General features: G+C 32.3%; 20 protein-coding genes. 18 read left to right on the top strand and 2 right to left on the bottom strand.

Translation table 11 applies throughout. The annotated features are described in order from the left end of the window. Positions 1-208 precede the first annotated feature (208 nt). The 8 genes from cdaA to bsdtw1_RS19280 all read left to right on the top strand — a co-directional run bounded on the left by cdaA (position 209) and on the right by bsdtw1_RS19280 (position 9,275). Positions 209-1,045, top strand: coding sequence for a diadenylate cyclase CdaA (cdaA, locus tag bsdtw1_RS19315; RefSeq protein WP_371874763.1), 837 nt, complete (start codon positions 209-211; stop codon positions 1,043-1,045). Next, positions 1,015-2,232 carry a CdaR family protein gene (locus tag bsdtw1_RS19310; protein ID WP_183279148.1) on the top strand — a complete coding sequence of 406 codons (1,218 nt, stop codon included), beginning with the start codon at positions 1,015-1,017 and terminating at the stop codon, positions 2,230-2,232. Before cdaA ends, bsdtw1_RS19310 begins: the two co-directional genes overlap by 31 nt. Before the next feature lie 168 nt (positions 2,233-2,400). Beyond that, positions 2,401-4,008, top strand: coding sequence for an NAD(P)/FAD-dependent oxidoreductase (locus bsdtw1_RS19305; RefSeq protein WP_183279147.1), 1,608 nt, complete (start codon positions 2,401-2,403; stop codon positions 4,006-4,008). Positions 4,009-4,023: 15 nt separating this feature from the next. After that, positions 4,024-4,695, top strand: coding sequence for a ferredoxin-like domain-containing protein (locus bsdtw1_RS19300; protein ID WP_183279146.1), 672 nt, complete (start codon positions 4,024-4,026; stop codon positions 4,693-4,695). Positions 4,696-5,131: 436 nt separating this feature from the next. After that, the gene (ptb, locus tag bsdtw1_RS19295; protein WP_183279145.1) at positions 5,132-6,037 is read left to right on the top strand and encodes a phosphate butyryltransferase; all 906 of its coding nucleotides are present in this window, start codon (positions 5,132-5,134) and stop codon (positions 6,035-6,037) included. Positions 6,038-6,110: 73 nt separating this feature from the next. Continuing rightward, positions 6,111-7,181, top strand: coding sequence for a butyrate kinase (gene buk / locus bsdtw1_RS19290; RefSeq protein WP_183279144.1), 1,071 nt, complete (start codon positions 6,111-6,113; stop codon positions 7,179-7,181). 498 nt (positions 7,182-7,679) lie between these two features. Beyond that, positions 7,680-8,513, top strand: a complete 834-nt coding sequence (locus bsdtw1_RS19285; protein ID WP_183279143.1) for an AIM24 family protein — start codon at positions 7,680-7,682, stop codon at positions 8,511-8,513. 417 nt (positions 8,514-8,930) lie between these two features. After that, entirely contained in the window at positions 8,931-9,275 is a 345-nt protein-coding gene (locus tag bsdtw1_RS19280; protein WP_183279142.1) for a phenylpyruvate tautomerase MIF-related protein, read from the top strand. Between the two features lie 190 nt (positions 9,276-9,465). Here bsdtw1_RS19280 and bsdtw1_RS19275 read toward each other — a convergent pair whose 3' ends face one another. Both bsdtw1_RS19275 and bsdtw1_RS19270 read right to left on the bottom strand, forming a co-directional pair. Next, positions 9,466-10,119 carry an amino acid ABC transporter permease gene (locus bsdtw1_RS19275; protein WP_183279141.1) on the bottom strand — a complete coding sequence of 218 codons (654 nt, stop codon included), beginning with the start codon at positions 10,117-10,119 and terminating at the stop codon, positions 9,466-9,468. Positions 10,120-10,149: 30 nt separating this feature from the next. Beyond that, a complete protein-coding gene (locus bsdtw1_RS19270; RefSeq protein ID WP_183279140.1) occupies positions 10,150-10,947 on the bottom strand; it encodes an amino acid ABC transporter substrate-binding protein in 798 nt (265 codons plus the stop codon). A gap of 149 nt (positions 10,948-11,096) precedes the next feature. On the opposite strand from bsdtw1_RS19270, the gene bsdtw1_RS19265 reads away from it, so the two are divergent. From bsdtw1_RS19265 to bsdtw1_RS19220, 10 genes are all read left to right on the top strand, one after another. Further along, positions 11,097-11,402 (top strand): YerC/YecD family TrpR-related protein, encoded by a 306-nt coding sequence (locus bsdtw1_RS19265; RefSeq protein ID WP_183279139.1) that lies wholly within the window; start codon positions 11,097-11,099, stop codon positions 11,400-11,402. 216 nt (positions 11,403-11,618) lie between these two features. Further along, complete coding sequence (locus tag bsdtw1_RS19260) at positions 11,619-12,236, top strand: DUF4004 family protein (RefSeq protein WP_183279138.1); 618 nt, start codon at positions 11,619-11,621, stop codon at positions 12,234-12,236. A 15-nt stretch (positions 12,237-12,251) separates the two neighbouring features. Then, the gene (locus bsdtw1_RS19255; RefSeq protein ID WP_183279137.1) at positions 12,252-12,998 is read left to right on the top strand and encodes a cell shape determination protein CcmA; all 747 of its coding nucleotides are present in this window, start codon (positions 12,252-12,254) and stop codon (positions 12,996-12,998) included. Positions 12,999-13,016: 18 nt separating this feature from the next. Then, complete coding sequence (locus tag bsdtw1_RS19250) at positions 13,017-13,808, top strand: polymer-forming cytoskeletal protein (protein WP_183279136.1); 792 nt, start codon at positions 13,017-13,019, stop codon at positions 13,806-13,808. A 130-nt stretch (positions 13,809-13,938) separates the two neighbouring features. Next, positions 13,939-15,237, top strand: coding sequence for an MFS transporter (locus tag bsdtw1_RS19245; protein ID WP_183279135.1), 1,299 nt, complete (start codon positions 13,939-13,941; stop codon positions 15,235-15,237). A gap of 277 nt (positions 15,238-15,514) precedes the next feature. Then, positions 15,515-16,513 (top strand): ABC transporter ATP-binding protein, encoded by a 999-nt coding sequence (locus bsdtw1_RS19240; RefSeq protein WP_183279134.1) that lies wholly within the window; start codon positions 15,515-15,517, stop codon positions 16,511-16,513. A gap of 10 nt (positions 16,514-16,523) precedes the next feature. Then, positions 16,524-17,348: an ABC transporter permease gene (locus bsdtw1_RS19235; protein ID WP_183279133.1), complete on the top strand. Its 825-nt coding sequence runs from the start codon at positions 16,524-16,526 to the stop codon at positions 17,346-17,348. Between the two features lie 12 nt (positions 17,349-17,360). Then, positions 17,361-18,185, top strand: a complete 825-nt coding sequence (locus bsdtw1_RS19230; RefSeq protein WP_183279132.1) for an ABC transporter permease — start codon at positions 17,361-17,363, stop codon at positions 18,183-18,185. Positions 18,186-18,462: 277 nt separating this feature from the next. Further along, positions 18,463-19,812 carry a phosphoglucosamine mutase gene (gene glmM, locus bsdtw1_RS19225; RefSeq protein ID WP_183279131.1) on the top strand — a complete coding sequence of 450 codons (1,350 nt, stop codon included), beginning with the start codon at positions 18,463-18,465 and terminating at the stop codon, positions 19,810-19,812. A gap of 73 nt (positions 19,813-19,885) precedes the next feature. After that, positions 19,886-21,240 (top strand): IS3 family transposase gene (locus bsdtw1_RS19220; protein WP_183276183.1). Its coding sequence is split into 2 segments (ribosomal slippage): positions 19,886-20,345 and positions 20,345-21,240, totalling 1,356 coding nucleotides; the frame shifts between segments, so codons are not numbered across the junction. The last annotated feature ends 223 nt before the right edge of the window (positions 21,241-21,463 follow it).

Below are 21,463 nucleotides of genomic sequence, written 5' to 3'. Positions count from 1 at the left end.
ATATGTTTTTGAAATACGAATTTATTGGTTAATGTTAAAACTTAATCTTTAGTTTAGTTATATTCTAAAAAAATTTAAATATTACTATTGTGAAAATAGTAAAAAATACAAATTTTATTACGATTGTATATATATGAGGGGTATAATTGGTGTATAATTTTAATAGATTAGGATATTAGGGGTGACAGAAGTGCAAGAAGTTTTTAGTATGATAATTAATACAATAAAAAATATATCAATATGGTCCGTTTTGGATATCCTAGTAGTTTCTTATATTTTCTTTAAAGGATATATGTTGATAAAGGAAACAAGAGCAGAACAATTATTGAAGGGGATTGCATTGATAGTTGCATTGCTACCAATAAGTTACCTTTTAAGATTAGATATGCTTTATTTCATTTTAAGCAAAACAATAACAATTGGTGTTTTAACAATTATAATCATATTTCAACCGGAAATAAGAAGAGCTCTAGAGCATATCGGAAGAAGTGCCTTTGATGATTTGCATGTAATGCAGGATGATGAGGCATTAGAAGAAGTTATAACAGAGCTTGTAAATGCTGTTGAAAACTTAGCTGATACAGCAACTGGAGCGCTTATAGCTATAGAACAAAGTACAGGGCTTGGCGAAGTAATAAGTAATGGTACTGAATTGGATGCCAAGGTTTCTTCAGCTCTCCTTGAAAATATTTTTGTAGTTAACACCCCGTTGCATGATGGAGCTACAATTATTAGAAATGATAGAATTGTAGCTGCTGGTTGTGTATTACCTTTAAGTAATAATACAACTATAAATAAAAAACTTGGTACTAGACATAGGGCTGGTATAGGTCTTTCAGAAACTTCAGATGCACTTATAATAATAGTTTCAGAAGAAACCGGAACTATATCATTAGCGGTAAATGGAAGGCTTACTAGAAACTATGATAAGGATAAATTAAAAAGTATATTAATACGTATTATGATAAACAGAAGAGAAAAGAGGGTAAAGACTTTAGGAGAGAAGGTGAAGGTATGGATAACAAGGATAAAAAGGCAGAAATAGTTATAAGGATTGTATGCCTAATTCTTTCCTTTGGACTATGGCTTTATATTTCCAACGTGCAAAACCCTACTAGAGAATATAAGTTAGAGAAAGTACCTGTTGAACTTCTTAACGCAGATGCATTAAAGGAGTCTAAATTAGCTTTATCGCCTCATCAGGATTTTTATGTGACTTTAAATCTAGAAGGGCCTAGTAGTGAAGTGTACAAAGTTACACCATCTCAATTTAAAGTTAGTGTTGACCTTTCATCGTACGCTCTAAAAAAGGGTGAAAACAGGATAAGGGTTGATATTGTTAATTACCCAACTAACATTAATATAAAAAACAATAGTTTTTTGTTAGTCACCATAAAAGTGGATGATTATTTAGAAAAGAGCATACCAATAAAATCTGATATAAAAGTTACAACTAAAACTGGAACTTATGCAGACTCACCGGCTATTAAACCTACTAATGCTGTTATATCAGGACCTGGAGAATATGTGAATAGTGTGAAGAGTTTAGTTGTAAGTAGTGAACTTAAAAATATCGAACAGGATACTACACTAAACTTACCTATAAAAGCAATAAATGATTCAGGTAAAGATGTAGATGAGGTAAAGGTAACGCCTACAAATGCTGAGGTTTACATAACTGTAAAGAAGGGAAAAGTTGTACCTGTCAACGTTATTACAAAGGGAAACTTACCTGCTGGATTTGTTATGAAAGATTTTGGTTCTACAACTGAAAAAGTCGAACTTGTTGGTGATGATACAGTGTTGAGCGGAATTAACAGTATAGATACAGAAGCAATTGATTTGTCTTCAATAAACGATTCAAAGGAAGTAAGTGCTAATTTAAAGATACCTCAGAATGTAAGGGTAGCTGATAACATCAGTAAGGTTAAGGTGAGGTTTGATTTAAGCAAATATACAGTCAAGGATGTAGATGTACCTATTTCTTCAAAGAATGTACCTGACGGCTTCCAAGCAACCATAGACCCACAAAAGATAACTGTTAGAATTAGTGGTTTAGAAGATGACATAGGTTCATTCAAAGCAGATAGTATTAAAGCAGAAGTAGATTTATCAGGTGCTAAAGAAGGTGAGAATACTATTCCAATTGTTATTAATAATAGTAATGATAAGATAAAAATAGTATCTCAAAGCGGAGATAAGGTTAAGGCTGCACTTGTTAAGAAACCATAATAAGAGTTTTTACTTTGATATGAATATGTTTTTAGAGATTATAAAAAAGTTCGCTGAAGAAAGTCGCTTCAGCGAACTTTTTTACATCTATAAAACACCAGTTGATATTGTTCTAATCCTTTGTTAAAATTAATAGTCAAAGACCTTATGTATATGGAGGTAAGCTAAATGCCTATAAGGATAAATAATATAATACTTGATATAGATGAAGATATATCATTGCTTAAAAATAAAGTTGCAAAAAAGTTAAAGATTTCTAAGGATGAGATAGATAATTTAAGAATAATAAAGGAATCTATTGATGCTAGAAAAAAAGATATAATAAAGTTTAATTACTGTGTTGACTTTCAACATAAAAATGAGAAGTCTATATTCAATAAAATAAATGACAAAGATGTTAAGTTTGAAGAATATGCTTCCAGTGAGGAAATAGCACATGGAAACAAGCTTATGAATAGTAGACCAGTTGTTATTGGAATGGGGCCAGCAGGTCTATTTGCGGCACTTCTTTTAGCTAAGAATGGGTATAAGCCATTGGTTTTTGAAAGAGGAGAGGCTGTGGACAAAAGAACAGAAACTGTGGAAAGATTTTGGGCTACTGGAGATCTTAATACAGAATCAAATGTACAGTTTGGAGAAGGTGGAGCAGGTGCATTTTCTGATGGGAAACTGACTACAAGGATTAAGGATAGAAGATGTGATTTTGTAATTGATGAGTTAATAAAAGCAGGTGCACCTCAGGAAATAGCTTATATGGGGAAACCTCATGTAGGAACAGATATATTAAAGATAGTTGTAAGAAACATAAGAGAACAAATAAAAGCTCTTGGTGGTGAAATTCACTTTTCATCAAAACTTGAAAATATAATTCAAAAAGATGGTAAGGTAAGAGCCATTATAGTTAATGGTAATGAGATACCTTGTGAAAACATAATTATGGCAATTGGACATAGTTCAAGAGATACATATGAGATGCTTAATGCTTTAGGGGTAGCAATGGCTCAAAAGCCTTTTGCAATAGGTGTAAGAATAGAGCATCCTCAATCACTGATAGATTTAAATCAATATGGAAAGTATACTGGACATCCGAGACTAAGAGCTGCGGACTATAGACTTACACATTCAAGTGAAAAGATAGATAGATCAGTCTATTCTTTCTGTATGTGTCCTGGTGGAGAGGTTGTAGCAGCGTCATCTGAGGAGAAAAGGCTAGTAGTAAATGGAATGAGTTATCATGCAAGAGATAAAGAAAATGCTAACTCAGCAATAGTAGTAACAGTTGGTCCAAAGGATTTTCAAGATAACTCACCACTAGCAGGTATGAAATTTCAAAGGCATTATGAGGAATTAGCTTATAAAATTGGTGGAGGAAATTATGTTGCTCCAGTACAGCTTGTAGGAGATTTCTTAAATGATAGGATAAGTACTAAGATTGGAACCGTCACTCCTTCATATAAGCCAGGCTACGAATTTGTTCAGCTTAAGGAATGTTTACCTATATATGTTACAGAAGCTCTAAAGGACGGGCTTGTAAATTTCGATAAAAAAATTAAAGGCTTTGCAGATAGCAGTGCTGTAATGACTGGAATAGAAACAAGAACTTCTGCTCCAGTTAGAATAGAGAGAACTGAAAGTTTACAAAGTGTATCGCTTGAAGGTTTATACCCTGCGGGAGAAGGTGCTGGTTTTGCTGGAGGTATAGTATCAGCTGCAGTAGATGGATTAAAAGTAGCTGAGAGTATAATAAAAGAATTTTGTCCATTTAATAATAAATAAGATGGGGGAATAATTATGATACAACAACCTAAATATGCAACTCTTCAAAAGGTGAGGAATGAAAACAGAACCTATGGAATTACGCCTAGAATTCCTGGTGGTTTTATAAAACCAGAAGATCTTATTAAATTTGCTGAGGTAGCTAAAAAATACAATGGTGCAATAAAGATAACCTCAGGTCAAAGAATTGCTATACTTGGAATAAAAGCAGAGGATGTTGAAAAGGCTTGGCAAGAATTAGGTATGGAGCCAGGGGTAGTATCTGCCTACTCAGTAAAAAATGTTGAGTTGTGTCCAGCATCGTTTTGCAAGAGAGCTAAGCAGAATTCACTTAAGCTTGGGATGAAGATAGAAAAGAGATTTTATGCAGCAGCGGCACCAAATAGAACTAAAATTGCTGTTGTAGGATGTAGAAATTCTTGTACAAGTGCATATTCTAAAGATATTGCTGTTGTTGGAGATAAAGAAGGCTATATTGTTACTGTAGGCGGAAGTGCTGGATTTTACCCTAAGTTACCTCACATAATAGCAGAAAAACTTTCAGATGATGAAGCTTATAATATGGTGGAAGCTATATACGAGTTCTATAATAAAGAAGCTGAATTTGGTGAAAAATTAGGTGACTTTATTGAGAGAATATCAATTGAAAGTTTTAAAAGTGGTGTTGAACAAATATATAATAAGTAAAAAATAAAAAAAATTTCTATAAATTTTCAGAAAACTTCTATTTTAGAAGTTTTTTTTGTTAAAATGTTGATAAAGGATATTTTAAATAAACAAATATATTTATTTAAATGTTTCTAAAGGCTTTTTAACTATAAAGATAAGAATAGTTAGTCCATTTTATTGCATATACACTCAATTTCAGTGATTATGACAAAATATTAATTTTATATAATATTTATTTATATACAGTTTAAAAGTGATATAATTACTTTGTGTTTAAAATATTGAAACATAAATTCGATTTCTTTTTGACTAGTATATAATTTTTATAAACTAATTTGTTATAAAATTAACAAGAATGTAGTTTTTTTAACTTATGTAATTGGATAAAACTATATAAGATTATTATGTTGTATTAATAACATTAAACTAAAAATAAGAAGAGGTGCAGGAATAAATGAGTAAGAATTTTGATGAATTATTATCGAAGCTAAAAGAAGTAACAAAGAAAAAAGTATCTGTTGCTGTAGCACAAGATGAACCTGTTCTTGAAGCAATCAAGGCAGCAAAGGAAAGAGGGATAGCTGATGCCATATTAGTTGGAGATCAAGCTAAGATAAGAGAAATCGCTGATAAGATAGGTATGGATTTAAAAGAATACGACCTTATCAATGAACCAGATCCAAAGAAGGCTGCTCTTTATGCTGTTGAATTAGTAGCGAAGGGAAAAGCTGATATGGTTATGAAGGGGTTAGTTGATACAGCTACATTCTTAAGAAGCGTACTTAATAAAGAAGTAGGTTTAAGAACTGGTAAGCTTATGTCTCATGTTGCTGTGTTTGAAATTGAAGGAATAGATAGATTAATATATCTTACTGATGCTGCTTTCAATACATATCCAGATTTAAAGGCTAAGGTTGATATATTAAATAACTCAGTTAAGGTAGCTCATGCTTGCGGACTAGATTTACCAAAGGTTGCACCAATTTGTGCAGTAGAAGTTGTAAATCCTGATATGCCTGCTACTGTAGATGCAGCACTACTTGCAAAGATGAACGACAGAGGACAAATAAAGGGATGTATAGTAGATGGACCTCTTGCATTCGATAACGCTTTATCTGAAGAAGCTGCACATCATAAGAATGTAACTGGACCTGTTGCAGGAAAAGCGGATATATTCTTATTACCAAATATAGAAACAGCAAATGTTATGTACAAATGTTTAACTATGACATCAAAATCTAGAAATGGTGGTATACTAGTTGGAACTTCAGCTCCAGTTATACTAACTTCAAGAGCAGACAGCTTTGAAACAAAGGTAAATTCTATTGCTTTAGCAGCTCTAGTAGCAGATGCTAAATAAAATTTTGCAAATATAAATTTATAGTTTAACTATAGATATTTCCATATGATATTCTTCAAGGAGGAGAAAAATAATGGCTTATAAAATTTTAATAATTAATCCAGGTTCAACTTCAACAAAAATAGGTGTTTATGAAGATGAGAAAGAAGTACTTGTAGAAACACTTAGACATTCATCTGAAGAAATAAATGCTTACGCTACAATCTATGATCAATTCCAATTTAGAAAAGATGTAATTCTAAATGTATTAAAAGAAAAGAATTTTGATGTGAAAACTCTAGATGCTGTAGTTGGTAGAGGTGGAATGCTAAAGCCTATAGCTGGTGGAACTTATGCAGTTAATGAAGTTATGCTTGAAGATTTAAAGAATGGTGCTCAAGGACAACATGCTTCAAATCTTGGAGGAATAATAGCTAATGAAATAGCAAGTGAAATAAGAAAGCCAGCATTCATAGTAGATCCAGTTGTTGTTGATGAATTACAAGATGTTGCAAGACTTTCAGGAGTTCCAGAACTTCCTAGAAAAAGTATATTCCACGCCTTAAATCAAAAGGCAGTTGCTAAGAGATATGCAAAAGAAAACGGCAAAGCATATGAGGACGTTAACTTAGTAGTTGTTCATATGGGTGGAGGAGTTTCAGTAGGAGCTCATAAAAATGGTAAGATTATTGATGTAAATAATGCATTAGATGGAGAAGGTGCATTTTCACCTGAAAGATCAGGATCAGTACCATCTGGTGATCTAGTAAAAATGTGCTTTAGCGGCAAATACTCACAAGAAGAAATATACAAAAAGATTGTTGGTAAAGGTGGATTCGTTGCTTACCTAAATACAAATGATGCAAGAGATGTAGAAAAGTTAGCAGCTGAAGGAAACGCTGAGGCAAAATTAGTGTATGATGCATTCATGTACCAAGTTTCAAAAGCTATAGGTGAATATGCTGTTGTACTTAAAGGTAAGGTAGATGCTATAATACTTACTGGTGGAATTGCATACGGCAAAGTTGTTACAGATACAATAACAAGTAATGTTGGTTGGATAGCTCCAGTTGTAGTTTACCCAGGAGAAGATGAACTTCTAGCTCTTGCTCAAGGCACAATAAGAGTATTAAGTGGCGAAGAAACTTCAAAGGAATATAAATAATATTTGTAAATAGAGATTTTTATAAGCACTATAAAGTTCTAAGTAATTTAGAAGTTTATAGTGCTTTTTTACTGTTTAGGAAATTATGAAATTTTTTTGAAAGCTAAACCTAGCAATATCAAGGGTTTAGAACAGATATTTAAGATAAACAGTAAAAAAATAAATCGTATTCGCCTGCCAGATTTTCCTCATATACATTCGGAAAGGCAGATGCGCAAAAAAGTCTCTGAAGAAGGGTCCCTTCAGAGATTTTTTTAATATACATATTTCTTGAAATTTATGGTATTATATTTTTAATTGGATAAGTTAACTATTCTATTATTTAGAGATTTATAATTTAACTAGATTTATTATAAGCATGTGTAACAGATTTATAACATAGTAAGGATTGAAGTAGTATGTCTATGGATGCTGTATATGAGGTTAATAGTATATGATTAGCTATTCACTGTTTTCTATATGTAGTCAGAAGTTAAATATGATGCAAGGAGGGGGAAAATGAGAACTTCACTAAATATAACAAATAAGCTTACAAAATTAGCTGAAATGTCAGCGGATTCAGTTTTTCAAGTGTTAGAGTTTGATGAGTTAAATGGAGGCAATGATATAGATTCAGCTATAAAGTTTAAATTTATGAAAGATGCTGGGATAAAGCTTAAGCAGATTAGAATAATACTTGAAGATAGTGCTGTTAAGCTTGAATCAGGAGCGCTAAGTTACCTTAAGGGAGATATTGAGCTTCAGAATAAAGTTGGCGGTGTTTTAGGATTTGGTAAAAAGCTTATTAACAGTAAGCTTACTGGAGAGACTGTATTTAAGCCTAGATATGAAGGAACAGGAGAAATATTTTTAGAACCTTCATTTGGACATTACGCTTTGCTAGAATTAGAAGATGAAGAAGTAATTGTTGATGATGGAGTATTTTATGCTTGTGAAGATAGTATAGAAATAGGTGCAGCTATGCAAAAATCTATATCTTCAATGATATTAGGTAATGAAGGATTATTTCAAACAAAAATAAGTGGTAGTGGAATTGTAGTTCTTGAAATACCAGTTCCTGAAAATGAAATATTCAAGTGCAGGCTTTCAAATGACACTTTGAAGGTTGATGGTAATTTTGCTATATTGAGAACAGGGGGAATCGAGTTTACAGTGGAAAAGTCCTCAAAGTCAATTATTGGTTCAGCCACTAGTGGAGAAGGCTTTCTTAATGTCTATAAAGGAACTGGTGAGGTATGGTTAGTGCCTACAAAGGTTGTGTATGATAAACTAGAATCAAGTGGGTTAAATACTATGACAAATCCTTCAGGTAGTCACGATAATGAACAATAAAAAATTTAATTAATGAAGAATATATAATTTAAGCTTTAACTTTAATAACAAGATGTAATGATTTTAATTTTTGTGATAAAATAAAACTATTGATATTATCTTGATAAATAATGGGAATGGGTGTGGATTTAAAGTTATAGCTCATTTTGTAAGGTTAAGGAGGTGAGCGGAATGGATCTTATGACTACAGTAGTTGTTGTTTTCCTTGCTGCATTTGCAATTGTTGGAGTGTATGTTACAGTAAAAAGCGAGCAATTTAAGCATGAAGAAATGAAGAACAATAATAAATAAAATCATACATAAATGCAGGATTTATCCTGCATTTTTAGATTGTCAGAAACCACAGGAGTTTTAAAGTAGTTTTCAGAATTAAGTGATATATATTTAATATATGATGCATTAAAAGGAGGAGTTATAATGCCATTCATTGACTCAAAAGTAACTGTAAAGTTAACAGAAGAGAAAAAGAATAAAATAAAGGATGAGCTTGGAAAATTGATAGAACTGATTCCTGGAAAAAGTGAACAGTGGTTAATGGTTGGATTCCAAGATGAATATCCATTATATTTTAAAGGTGATAAATTAGAATATGGAGCATTTATAGAAGTAAAGATATTTGGAAGTACATCCAAAGAGGCTTTAAGCAAGCTTACAAAAGCAATATGTGAGCTTTACAACGAAGAGCTTTCAATAAGTAAAGAATCAATATATGTTAAGTATGAGGAAGTAAATAACTGGGGTTGGAACGGAGAAAATTTTTAGATTAGATTTTTAATTAAAGTGCTGTTAAAGTACAGTATTGAGATTAAATGGTTAGCCATCCGAGGATTTGCTTAGTCTTTGCAAAGAATAAAAAATAAGAATGTGTCGCCTGCCAGATTTTCCTCATATGCATTCGGAAAGGCAGATGCGCAAAAAAACTGAAGAAAAGCACTTCAGTTTTTTTTATATATTATAAATCTGCTAGGGCAAATTTTTTCTCAACAAACTTAAAACCTGTAGTAAAGAATGTTGTCATTATAAGATACATTATTGATGCCATGAAGAAAATTTCTAGAGGCCTAAAAGATACATTTGCCATATGTTGAGCATTGTTCATCAAATCTGTCATTGCTATAGTTGATACTAAAGCTGTATCTTTAAGTAATGCTATAAATTCATTTGCAACAGCTGGGAGCATACGACCTAAACTTTGTGGAAGTATTATATAAAATACTGTTTGTATAAAGTTAAGTCCTTCTGTTTGAGCAGCTTCCCATTGATTTTTGTTTACTGATAACATAGCACCTCTTATAGCTTCGGCTACATATGCAGATATATTTATACTTAGTCCTAATATAGCAGCTTCAAATGAAGTCAGGGTTATATTTACTTCTGGAAGTCCGAAATAGATTATGAAAAGTAGAATCATTAGGGGAATTCCTCTAAAGAACCAAGTATAGAATGTTCCTATTGACTTTAGTACTTTATTTTTTGAAAGCTTCATTAAAACAACTATGAAAGCTAATAATAATCCACATAAAATTGATATTACGGTAAGTTCTATTGTTCTTAAACAACCTTCCAATAATATGGGAAGATATGTTGAAATGATTTCGACTTTCATAAAAAACAACCTTTCTGTAAATGATATAAATTATTTTGAAGATGTAATATCTTCACCAAACCAAGTTTTTGATATCTTTGCAAGAGTTCCGTCTTCTTGCATTTCTTTTATTACTTTATCAAAAGTAGCTTTAAGATCTTTATCTTCTTGTCTAAGTCCTATAGCGATAGGTTCTGTAGCAACTGATTTATCTAAAACCTTGTAAGTGTCAGCTTTTTCTTTTATATAATATCTTGCAACTAATTCGTCTACTACAACTGCATCTATACGACCTATTTGTAAGTCTTGAAGAGCAGCAATGTTTTCATCATATAATTTTGTATCTTTAAAAGTAGATTTTGTATCTTTTATAGCATCTTCGCTTGTACTACCTTTTTGTACTCCAACTGTTTTACCTTTAAGGTCATCTGGTGAAGCTATAGAAGTATTGTCCTTCTTCACTACAATTACTTGTCTTTCATTTAGATATGGAGTTGAAAATGCAATTTCTTTTTCTCTTTCTGGTGTTACGCTCATTGCGGAAATTATTACATCAAATTTCTTTTGCTTTAAACCTGGTATTATACCATCCCAATTATACGGCATGAACTTTATTTCTTTATTTGTACGTTTTGCTATTTCTTTTGCCATGTCTATATCAAAACCTTGAAGTTCTCCTTTGCTGTTTTTAAATCCCATTGGTGGAAAAGAATCATCGAGTCCAACCACTATAGTATTCGAAGCAGCAGTAGAAGTAGAATCTTTCTTAGTTTGTCCGCAACTTATTAATGATAATGAAATAGTTGTAATAGCTACAACTGATAATAATCTCTTAACAATTTTATTCATAATTAACATCCTCCTGAGTACCTGATAATCATATTATACTTTAATATAATAAAGTTGTAAAGTGATAAATAAATAAAAATATAACCAATTACTAAAACATATGGTAAAGTTCAGTATAAGGTGTTAAAATACTGATGTGAGGTGATTACATGAGCAATTATGAATCAAAGCTAAAAAGTGAGGACATGGACTATTTTTTCGAAGCTATATTAAGTTTAGAAAATATAGAAGAGTGCTATAGATTTTTTGAAGATGTAGCTACAATAAATGAAATAAAAGCTTTAGTGCAGAGATTACAAGTAGCAGCTATGCTTAAAGAAAAGAAAACATATACTGAAATAGCCAATGATACTGGAGCGAGTACTGCTACTATAAGTAGAGTTAATAGATGTTTGAATTATGGTAGTGACGGATATAATACGGTCTTAGAAAGATTAAATAAGAAAGACAAGTAATAAAACAATGTTTTGCTTACAATTACATATGCCTATATTTGTTTTCAGCTTTTGATAATTTGCTTTAGAGTTATTAAACATGGATATAAGCAAGGAAATTCGATAGGTTTGTTAAAGGCCGCCATCTTTATTTTGATGGCGGTTTTTACATTTTTTAAAAATAAGTATTGCTAACGTAACAATGTTTTGTTATACTGAATTCAAGGAGGAATGAAAATGGAAGAAAATTTGATATCAAAAAAAGAATTATTAGAACTTACTGGCATATCTTATGGTCAGCTATATAGATGGAAAAGAAAGAACTTAATACCTGAGGAGTGGTTTATAAAGAAGTCCTCTTTTACAGGGCAAGAAACCTATTTTCCTAAGGATAAAATATTAGATAGGATAAATAGAATAGTTGAGATGAAAGATGATGTTTCTTTGGATGATCTAGCAGAAAGATTTCAAGGAAGCTCTATATCCTCTAAATTTTATATAGAAGATATATTAAAAGGAAATATTGTTACGCAGCATGTTCTAGATATGTACAAAAATAGCTTCAGCCTGAAAGATGAGTTGAGCGGAGATGACATAGTCTTCTTAGCATTATATAAATACCTGTTGGAACAAGGTAACTTGAATTTAGATGAAATTAATTTTACAATAAAAGGATTAATAGAGAATTATAGTAATATAAAAGATAAAGACTATGAACTTGTATTTGTTCGAAAGATGGGAGTAGGAATAGGAATATTAGCCGATTCAGCAAATATTATATTAGGTGATGGTAAGATCTTAGAAAGAGTTAACTTAAGTAGTTTTTCAGAAAAAGTAATTACTAATTTAGTATAGGAGGTTAAGGGTATTATGAATGATATATATTATGAAGATAGAGGAGATCTAGAAATTTCAGGAGCTGGTAAGTCTGGTGGTGGAAAATTTAATAGAGTAGAGGTTAGTGGTGCGGCTAAGATTAATGGAGATATAGATTGTGTTGAATTTGAGGCAGCTGGTGCAGCAAAATTTGAAGGTAATGTAAAGACTGTAACCTATAACGTTAGTGGTGCTACTAAATGTACAGGAAATGTAGAGGCTGAAACATGTAACATAAGTGGAGCTGGTAAGATAGGTGGGAATTTAAATAGTAAGAGAAGCAACATACAAGGAAGCTTAAAGATATGTGGAAATCTTACTGGTGAAACTATTGATATACAAGGAGCTACAAGTATAGTTGGAGATTGCGAAGCAGAAGACTTTAAGTGTTCTGGAGCGTTTAAGATTGGTGGTCTTCTTAACAGTGAAAATATATTAGTTGAAATTGGTGGTAAGTGTGAAGTTTCTGAAATTGGCGGAAGAACTATAAAGGTAAAGCGCGGACTTTGGAGTGTAGGAATTCTGTCTAAAATAACTAAAGCAATATTCAATTATGCTCTTGATGAACTTGATTGTAACGTTATTGAAGGAGACGAGATTTATCTAGAGTCGACCACAGCGAGAATTGTAAGAGGTACTGATGTAGTTATAGGTGAAAAATGTACTATTCAAAGAGTTGAATATAAGAACAGTATATCTATTGATCCAAGCAGCAAAGTTATAGAGCAGATTCAATTGTAGGAAAGGAGGAAATTAATAATGGAAAAGAATTATTATAACGATAGGTCAGATTTGAGAATATCAGGATCAGGTAAGTTTGGTGGTGGGAAGTTTAATTCTGTTAAGATTAGTGGAGATGGTGAAATTCGTGGGAATTTAGACTGTGTTGATTTTAAATGTTCAGGCTCGTCTAGTGTTGAAGGTGATGTGCTATGCCAAGAATTTAAAATTAGTGGAGACACCTCAATAAGAGGAAATGTAAAAAGTTCAGTATTTTCGATATCAGGGGCCTCGTCTATTAATGGTAATATAACTAGCGATGAGATGAAGATTAGTGGAGATTCAAAAATAGGTGGAGACGTATCAGTTGGACAGCTAAAGATATCAGGTGATTCTAAAGTTGGTGGGAATTTAAAAGGTGATGGAATAAAGATATTCGGTGGAGTAAAAGTAGGTGGTAATTGTGAAGCAGAACAATTTACCTGCCATGGCGCATTTAACATTGGAGAGATGCTTAATGCAGAAAAGATAGAAATAAATCCTGGTGGGGAATGCAGAACTAAGGAAATTGGAGGGAAAGAAATTGAAGTTAGGCTTAGGGCGAAGGATTCGCTTTTTATGAATTTCATAAGATTCGCTTCTTTTAGTAAAAGTAGATTGATTTGTGATTCTATTGAAGGAGATAACATATACCTCGAAGCAACAAAAGCTAGTATTGTGAGAGGTAAAAATATAACTATTGGTGAAAGATGTGAGATAGATACAGTAGAGTACAGTGGGGATATAACAATTTTAGATGGAGCAATTGTTAAGAATCAGATTAAAATATAATACGGTTAATATTACACAATAATAAAAAGGGAGGATTATTTATGCAGGAAGATGCTCTAAGAGCATTAAAGATTATGGAGCATAGAAAAAGTGATACTGTTTTAGTAATTATTAAATGGGAGAAAAAGTTATGAGTGAAGAGATAAAAGAAATTCAATATTCCAATACTACAGATGAGGGTGCTTCGAAAAGCACAGAAAAACTTTGGAATAAAAACTTCTTTTTACTTTGGCAAGGGCAGCTTGTATCTTGTTTTGGAGATGCAATTTATGAAATTGCATTGGGATTTTGGGTTTTGGCAGTTACAGGATCTTCAGCCCTTATGGGAACCATTATGGCAATTACAATGATTCCGAGAATTGCAATATCACCTTTTGCAGGTGTTTGGGTAGATAGAGCCAATAGGAAATTGATTATTATACTGGCTGATTTAATACGTGGGGTAGCAATAGTATCAGTTGGTTTTGCAATATATAAAGGTGTAGGGTCTGTATGGATGGTGATGGCTGCAGGGATAGTACTCGGGCTATGCTCAGCGTTCTTTGGTCCGAGTATAAGTTCAGTATTACCTGATTTAGTACCTAAAGAAAGGCTTCTACAAGCAAATTCTAGTTATCAAATGTCAAATACAGGAGCTAATTTAATGGGAACAATGGCTGGTGGTGCAATTTTTTCAATTCTAGGAGCTCCTATAATGTTCTTATTAAACGGGTTTTCATATCTTTTCTCTGGTTTTCTTGAATTATTCTTAAAGGTTCCTAAGGTTATTCATAAAAAAGAAAAATCTAACTTTAAAGAAGATTTTGTCGATGGGCTTAAATTTTCAATAAAATTCAAAGGTTTAAGAAATATTATTATATTAGCATGTGTTATCAACTTTTTCGCACAAGTAGGTTTTGTTTTGCTTATGCCTTATTTTAATTCCACTCCAGGGTTAGATGCAAAGAAATATGGTCTTGCAATGGGGATATTTACTCTAGGGATGATCTCTGGGATGTTGACTTTATCAATAATAAAGATAGCAGCTAAAAATAAGTTTTTTGTTTTTGTAAGTAGTGGGATTATAAGCATGGCTATGATTATGATAGCGCCTATCACTGAAAATATATATGCTATTTGTATATTGTTATTTATAGCAGGAGCCTTGAATGCGATACTTAACACTTTATTAAATACAACAGCACAACTTATCGTTCCACAAGATATGAGAGGAAAGGTGTTTGCTTTGATTGGTACCTTTACTCAAGCGCTTTCACCAATTGGTATGGTAATAGGTGGAGTTCTTGGAGGGATATTGGGGGCAAAGCAAGTTATATGTGGAAGCTTTGGGGCGACTCTTCTATTTATTATATGTTTCGCATTCATGAAGTCTGTAAAGAAGGTTATTAACTATGACCCAGAAAAACAAGCTATAGAAGAGATAATGTAATTAAAGAGTTCCTCTTTCGAAACTTAATTTATACTTGTTTGAAAATCTCGGGTTCTGGGGATTTTCAGGCATGTATAAATTAATAGTTGAGCTAGGAACTCTATAAAGATGTACCACTTCAAACCAAAATCTATTTTTAAAACTCTCACGGCTTCTGGTGAGAGAATTTAAAAATAATAGGTTTTATTGCGAAGTGGTACATCCATAAGATAACAATTTAGCAATATAAATTGATACCAATTGGTATCAATTTTTTTAGAAGGAGTAGTGTAAATAAATGCAAAAAGTGGTTCAAGTTGAGAATGTAAGGAAGGTTTTTATCTCGGTAAAAAAGAAATTTTTGAAGGTTATTGAGAAGAAAGAATTTATAGCTGTTGAAGGAATATCTTTTGATATATATAAGGGAGAGATATTTGGACTTTTAGGTCCCAATGGAGCAGGAAAAACCACAACTATAAAAATGATTACAGGGCTTTTAAGGCCTACGTCTGGAAGAGTTCTAGTAAATGGTTTAGATGTAGAAAAGGAGTCTTCTAAAGCATTAGGTCAGATAGGGACAGTACTAGCAGGAGATAGGAGTATTTACTGGAAGCTTACAGCAAGAGAAAACTTAGAATATTTTGCATCCTTATATGGATTTTCTAGAAAAGAAGCTAAACTTAGAACAGAAAAGATATTAAAAAGGTTAGATATAGTAGAAAAAGCAGATGAAACAGTAGAAAAATTTTCAACTGGTATGAAACAAAAGGTCGCGCTTGGTAAAGCTTTAATTCCAGATGCTCCCGTGGTTTTGCTGGATGAACCAACTTTAGGATTAGATCCACAATCAGCATTAAATCTAAGAGAGATAATAACATCCCTTAAAAATGAAGGTAAGACTATACTGTTGACAACACACTATATGGAAGAAGCTGATTTCCTATGTGATAGGATTGCTATAGTTGATGGAGGAAAGATAATAACTTTAGATACACCAGACAATCTTAAAAAGACTATAAGTGATGTGAGAAGTATAAAGATAGAAGTAAATAGTATTTCCGATGAAATAACTGCTAAGCTTAGAAACATAGAAAATATAAAAAATGTAACTATAAGTTACATGGAAGAAAGAAGTAGTTATGAACTATTAATACATCATGATGAAAAAGAAAACATAGTTCAAGAAATAATAGATTTTCTTGGAATAAATAAAATATCAATAAAAAGTATGAATGTTGTTATACCATCCTTAGAAGATGTATTTATACATCTTACAGGAAAGAAGCTTAGGGATTAGGAGTGAGGTTATGAATAGAATACGAACTATTCTTGCTGTAGGAAGGAAGGAGTTTACAGAAGTCACAAGGTATAAAGATTGGATACCTGGGCTTATAATATGGCCCCTTATGTTCCCAATAATATATATATTAAGTGCAGTTGGTCTTGCAGGACCAGACAAAGGAGGACTTAATACCTTTAAAGAGATAGCAGGAACTACTAATTATACTGCTTTTATAGCGGTAGGGGTTATGGTATACATGTGGGTTAATACTATGATGTGGACTTTCGGAACTTTTTTAAGACAAGAACAGAGAAGAGGAACTCTAGAGTCTTTATGGCTTTGCCCAATAAGAAAGATTGATATTTTAATTGGTGGAGCTTTAGTCAATATATTTATAGGATTTACCTATATATTTGTAAGTATGGTTGAGTATAGCTTTATTTATAGAATGAGTTTTTCAGGAAATTTATTAGAGTGGCTGGCTATATTTTTGGTTATGATTCCAGGGGTAATTGGTTTTGGAATGATATTTGCAAGTCTTGTGCTTTGGCTTAAGGATTCTAATATAGCAGTACAACTAGTAAGAGGTTTAGTTATGATACTATGTGGAATCTCCTTTCCTATTAGTGTTATGCCTGAATGGATGCAAGCTTTATCTAAAGTTTTTCCTTTTACTTATGGAATTGAAGCTGCTAGAAGAGTAATGGTTGAAGGTGAAGGAATAAATTCAGTGCTGAGTCAGATAATAACATGTCTAATAGTGAGTTTAATATATCTTATAATAGGAAGATTAGTTTTTGTTTTAGTAGAGAGAAAAGTAAAAATGGAAGGATCTTTAGAAAGGTTTTAGGGAGGTGCTATTTTGGAGTTAAAAAAAGTTATGAGAGTTATAAGAGCACGCTTTATAATGAAAGCTAAAATATATTTTAGGTACCCTCTGAATATATTTTTCTTTGTAGTAGATCCAATAATATGGTTAAGCCCGTTTTATTTTATGGCTAAGGTGTTTTCAAAAGGAGACAGTCTAAGTGGATTTCAGGCTTATACTGGAAGTTCTAACTATATGGGATTTCTTATATTAGGATTTATGCTTTCATCTTATAGCGGAGCGGCAATGTGGAGTGTAGGTTTTTCAATGAAGGATGAGATGATGGATGGAGTTTTGGAAGCTAACTGGACCGCCCCTGTAAATAGAGCAATATTAGTAGTTTCTAGTTCTATATTTGAATTTGTAAGATGCACGGTTGAAATAGTTGTAACTGGTGTAGTGTGTCATTTCTTATTTGGATTTAATATTAGTGGTAATTTAATAAAAGCTATTATGTTTATGATTCCTGGAATTATATCACTGATTGGCTTAGGGCTTATAATGGCCAGCTTAGTTCTAATAATAAAAAATGCTAATACTGTAGTAGATATATCAAACTCTTTGTTATATGGCTTTTCAGGAGCTTATTTTCCAATTCAGATATTTCCTAAATATCTGCTTCCTATAGCCTTTGCAATACCATTAACATTTCTTAATGATAGTGTTAGGTCTATACTCGTTGGACAAAAACCTCTAATGGATTTAAGATTGCAGTTCTTAATACTATGCGGATTCATGGTTGCATTGCTTTGGCTCGGATATTTTATCTTCATGAAGGTTGAGGGGAAATGTAGAGAAAGAGGACTATCTGGATATTAAAAGGATAAATAGAAGGTTTATATCAAATTTTGTTGGAAAATTAAACGTATTGTAATTTCTTCGTTGTTGATTAATTGCAGCAACATTCATATAATATACACTAGGGGCTATTTATAGTCTGTTTGTCAAATTAAACGTTTATGTGTTTAAGTAAAGCTTTAATTTGATAAAATAAGTCATATATAAAGATGAACTACCTCAATATAAGTATTCGTATAAGTATGATGGAGTCATCTCTACAAAAAAAGTAAAAATGCAAAAGTGAGGTATATATTATATGGGAAGAATGTTTGGAACTGATGGAGTTAGGGGTATAGCTAATACTGAGCTTACTGCACTTACAGCTTATAACTTAGGAAGAGCTGGTGCATATGTATTAACAGAAGGAACCCATAAGCCTAAGATATTAGTTGGAAAAGATACAAGAATATCTTGTGATATGCTTGAATCAGCTTTAGTTGCAGGAATATTGTCAGTGGGAGCTGAGGCTGTAGCGCTAGGTGTTGTACCTACTCCAGCAATAGCTTATTTAACAAGAGAATACGGCGCTGATGCTGGAATAATGATATCAGCATCCCATAATCCAGTAGAATACAACGGAATTAAGTTCTTTGATAATAAAGGATATAAACTTCAAGATGAATTAGAGGATGAAATACAAAGAGTTATAGAAAGTAACTTTGAAGGTGTTCCAAGTCCTACAGGGGAGAATGTTGGAAGAAAAAGAAGAGAAGTTGGAGCTTTAGAAGACTATATAGAATTTGCAAAGCAAACAATAGCTTTCGACCTAGAAGGACTTAGAGTTGCTTTAGATTGCGCTAATGGTGCATGCTATTCTGCAGCTGTTCAAGCTTTTAGAGATCTTGGAGCAGATGTATTTGTTATAAATGACAACCCAGATGGAACCAATATAAATGAAAACTGTGGTTCGACTCATCCAGAAGAACTTATGGATTATGTAATAAAAAAAGGTTGTGACGTAGGTTTTGCATTTGATGGTGATGCTGATAGATGTCTTGCAGTTGATGAGAAAGGTAAACTTGTTAACGGAGACTTTGCAATGACTCTTTGTGCAAAGCATTTGAAAGAACTAGGAAGATTAAAGGATGATACATTAGTAGTTACTGTAATGAGTAATTTAGGTCTTAAAATAGCTTGTGAAAGAGAAGGAATAAAGACAATAGATACTAAAGTTGGAGATAGATATGTTCTTGAGGAAATGGTTAAGAATGGGTATGTATTAGGTGGTGAACAATCTGGTCATATTATATTCTTAGATTTCAATACTACAGGTGATGGTCTAGTAACAGCTCTTCAGATGGCTTCAATAGTTAAGAAAAGCGGTAAAACTTTAAGTGAACTAGCATCTATAATGCATGAATTACCACAAGTTCTTGCCAATGCAAAGATTCCTAATGAGAAGAAGAATATACATGAAGAAGATGAAGAAATAAAGAATGAAATAAAGAAGATAGAAGAAGCTCTTCACGGAGTAGGAAGAGTTCTTATAAGACCTTCAGGAACAGAACCATTGGTAAGAGTTATGCTTGAAGGCGAAAACCAAGAAGAAATAGATAAAATGGCTCATGATTTAGCTAAATTAATTGAGCAAAAAGCTAATAATTAATATAAAAAGGTGTCCAGAAATTGAAGTGCACCCCAAATATTAGACAAAACTAATATTTGGAGGTGCATTTTTTATGTCTAAACATACTTTAGAAGTTAAACTGAAAGTGGTGAATGATGTATTAGAAAAAGGTATGTCAGTCAATTCTGTAGCAAAATCACTCCCTACAGCAAAAGTTGTAGTTCAAAGATGGGTTGCGCTTTATGAGAAATTTGGAGTAGAAGGACTTTCTATGAAGTCTGGAACATATACTGGTGATTTTAAAGTTCATGTTATAGAATATATCCATAAGAATAATTTATCTCTATTCCAAGGGGCTGTTCATTTTGGGATTCCAAATGGTTCAACCGTAGGTGTTTGGGAACGGATATATCTCGAGTATGGTCCCGAAGCTCTGTATAGAGATAACAGAGGGAGGAAGGCAAAAATGAAAAAGGATAAGTTTAAAAAGCCTAATACTGATAACTCACAAAATGAAGATTTAATTGCTGAGGTTCAACGCCTTCGAATGGAGAATGAGTACCTAAAAAAATTGAATGCCTTAGTTCAAGCCAGGGAAAAATCAGCGAAAAAGACAAAGTAGTTGTTATTAGAGAATTAAGGCATAAATATAAGTTAGCTGATTTATTAGAAATTGCAAACATTCCTCGCAGCACGTTCTACTATCGTATAAAAAGCATGGAGAAATCTGATAAATACGATGTTGTTAAGTCCTGTATCGTCCAGATTTTCCATGAGAATAAAGGTAGATATGGATACAGGAGAATTACTTTAGAACTGCACAATAGAGGATATATTGTAAATCATAAAACTGTTCAAAGACTGATGAAGCAGTTATGTTTAAAGTGTATGGTTCGTATTAAGAAGTACAGGTCATACCGAGGCAAAATCGGCAAGATTGCCCCAAACTTGTTATCGCGTAACTTCAAAGCTAATAGACCTAATGAGAAGTGGGTTACTGACGTGACCGAATTCGCTGTCTTTGGAAAAAAGCTATATCTTTCGCCAATCCTTGACTTGTACAACGGAGAAATAATAAGTTATAACTTATCCGAAAGGCCTACATTTCATCAAACAGTTGATATGCTTAAAAAGGCCTTTGAGAAGATTCCTGATGACATAGAATTGATACTACACTCAGATCAGGGATGGCAATATCAAATGAATAAATATCAAAAGATGCTAAAGGAAAAAGGTATTAAGCAAAGTATGTCGCGAAAAGGTAACTGTCTTGATAACTCAGTTATGGAAAACTTCTTTGGATTACTGAAAACAGAGTTGCTATATCTACAGGAATTTGAAAGTATAGATCACTTTATAGAAGAGTTAGTATCTTATATAGATTATTATAATAATAATCGTATTAAGATAAAATTAAAAGGACTGAGTCCTGTTCAATACAGGATTCAGTCTCTAAAAATAGCTTAATTAATATTTGTCTAAAATTATGGGGTCAGTTCAAATCTGGGCACCTTTTTGGTCGTTTCAGCGACTTTTTTATTATGTTCTTTTTTTATACAGCAATCCTTTCTAAAATATCTTAATAATATTGTATTAAAGTTAAAGAATTTTGTTACTTAAAGTTTATAAAAATAAGTTATGATTCTTATCCAGTAATAACCAAGCCCTAGTAAAAATATAATAATAAGAA

The organism is Clostridium fungisolvens (assembly GCF_014193895.1).
In the GTDB taxonomy this organism is placed as follows: Bacteria; Bacillota; Clostridia; order Clostridiales; family Clostridiaceae; genus Clostridium_AR; species Clostridium_AR fungisolvens.
Note: the sequence above shows the minus strand (reverse complement) of the source record. Positions and strands in the feature narration are given on the sequence as shown.

Bases quoted from the DNA above. Each gene is read 5' to 3' on its own strand.
- cdaA (WP_371874763.1), top strand. From the start codon at position 209: ATGATAATTAATACAATAAAAAATATATCAATATGGTCCGTTTTGGAT.
- bsdtw1_RS19310 (WP_183279148.1), top strand. From the start codon at position 1,015: ATGGATAACAAGGATAAAAAGGCAGAAATAGTTATAAGGATTGTATGC.
- bsdtw1_RS19305 (WP_183279147.1), top strand. From the start codon at position 2,401: ATGCCTATAAGGATAAATAATATAATACTTGATATAGATGAAGATATA.
- bsdtw1_RS19300 (WP_183279146.1), top strand. From the start codon at position 4,024: ATGATACAACAACCTAAATATGCAACTCTTCAAAAGGTGAGGAATGAA.
- ptb (WP_183279145.1), top strand. From the start codon at position 5,132: ATGAGTAAGAATTTTGATGAATTATTATCGAAGCTAAAAGAAGTAACA.
- buk (WP_183279144.1), top strand. From the start codon at position 6,111: ATGGCTTATAAAATTTTAATAATTAATCCAGGTTCAACTTCAACAAAA.
- bsdtw1_RS19285 (WP_183279143.1), top strand. From the start codon at position 7,680: ATGAGAACTTCACTAAATATAACAAATAAGCTTACAAAATTAGCTGAA.
- bsdtw1_RS19280 (WP_183279142.1), top strand. From the start codon at position 8,931: ATGCCATTCATTGACTCAAAAGTAACTGTAAAGTTAACAGAAGAGAAA.
- bsdtw1_RS19275 (WP_183279141.1), bottom strand. From the start codon at position 10,119: ATGAAAGTCGAAATCATTTCAACATATCTTCCCATATTATTGGAAGGT.
- bsdtw1_RS19270 (WP_183279140.1), bottom strand. From the start codon at position 10,947: ATGAATAAAATTGTTAAGAGATTATTATCAGTTGTAGCTATTACAACT.
- bsdtw1_RS19265 (WP_183279139.1), top strand. From the start codon at position 11,097: ATGAGCAATTATGAATCAAAGCTAAAAAGTGAGGACATGGACTATTTT.
- bsdtw1_RS19260 (WP_183279138.1), top strand. From the start codon at position 11,619: ATGGAAGAAAATTTGATATCAAAAAAAGAATTATTAGAACTTACTGGC.
- bsdtw1_RS19255 (WP_183279137.1), top strand. From the start codon at position 12,252: ATGAATGATATATATTATGAAGATAGAGGAGATCTAGAAATTTCAGGA.
- bsdtw1_RS19250 (WP_183279136.1), top strand. From the start codon at position 13,017: ATGGAAAAGAATTATTATAACGATAGGTCAGATTTGAGAATATCAGGA.
- bsdtw1_RS19245 (WP_183279135.1), top strand. From the start codon at position 13,939: ATGAGTGAAGAGATAAAAGAAATTCAATATTCCAATACTACAGATGAG.
- bsdtw1_RS19240 (WP_183279134.1), top strand. From the start codon at position 15,515: ATGCAAAAAGTGGTTCAAGTTGAGAATGTAAGGAAGGTTTTTATCTCG.
- bsdtw1_RS19235 (WP_183279133.1), top strand. From the start codon at position 16,524: ATGAATAGAATACGAACTATTCTTGCTGTAGGAAGGAAGGAGTTTACA.
- glmM (WP_183279131.1), top strand. From the start codon at position 18,463: ATGGGAAGAATGTTTGGAACTGATGGAGTTAGGGGTATAGCTAATACT.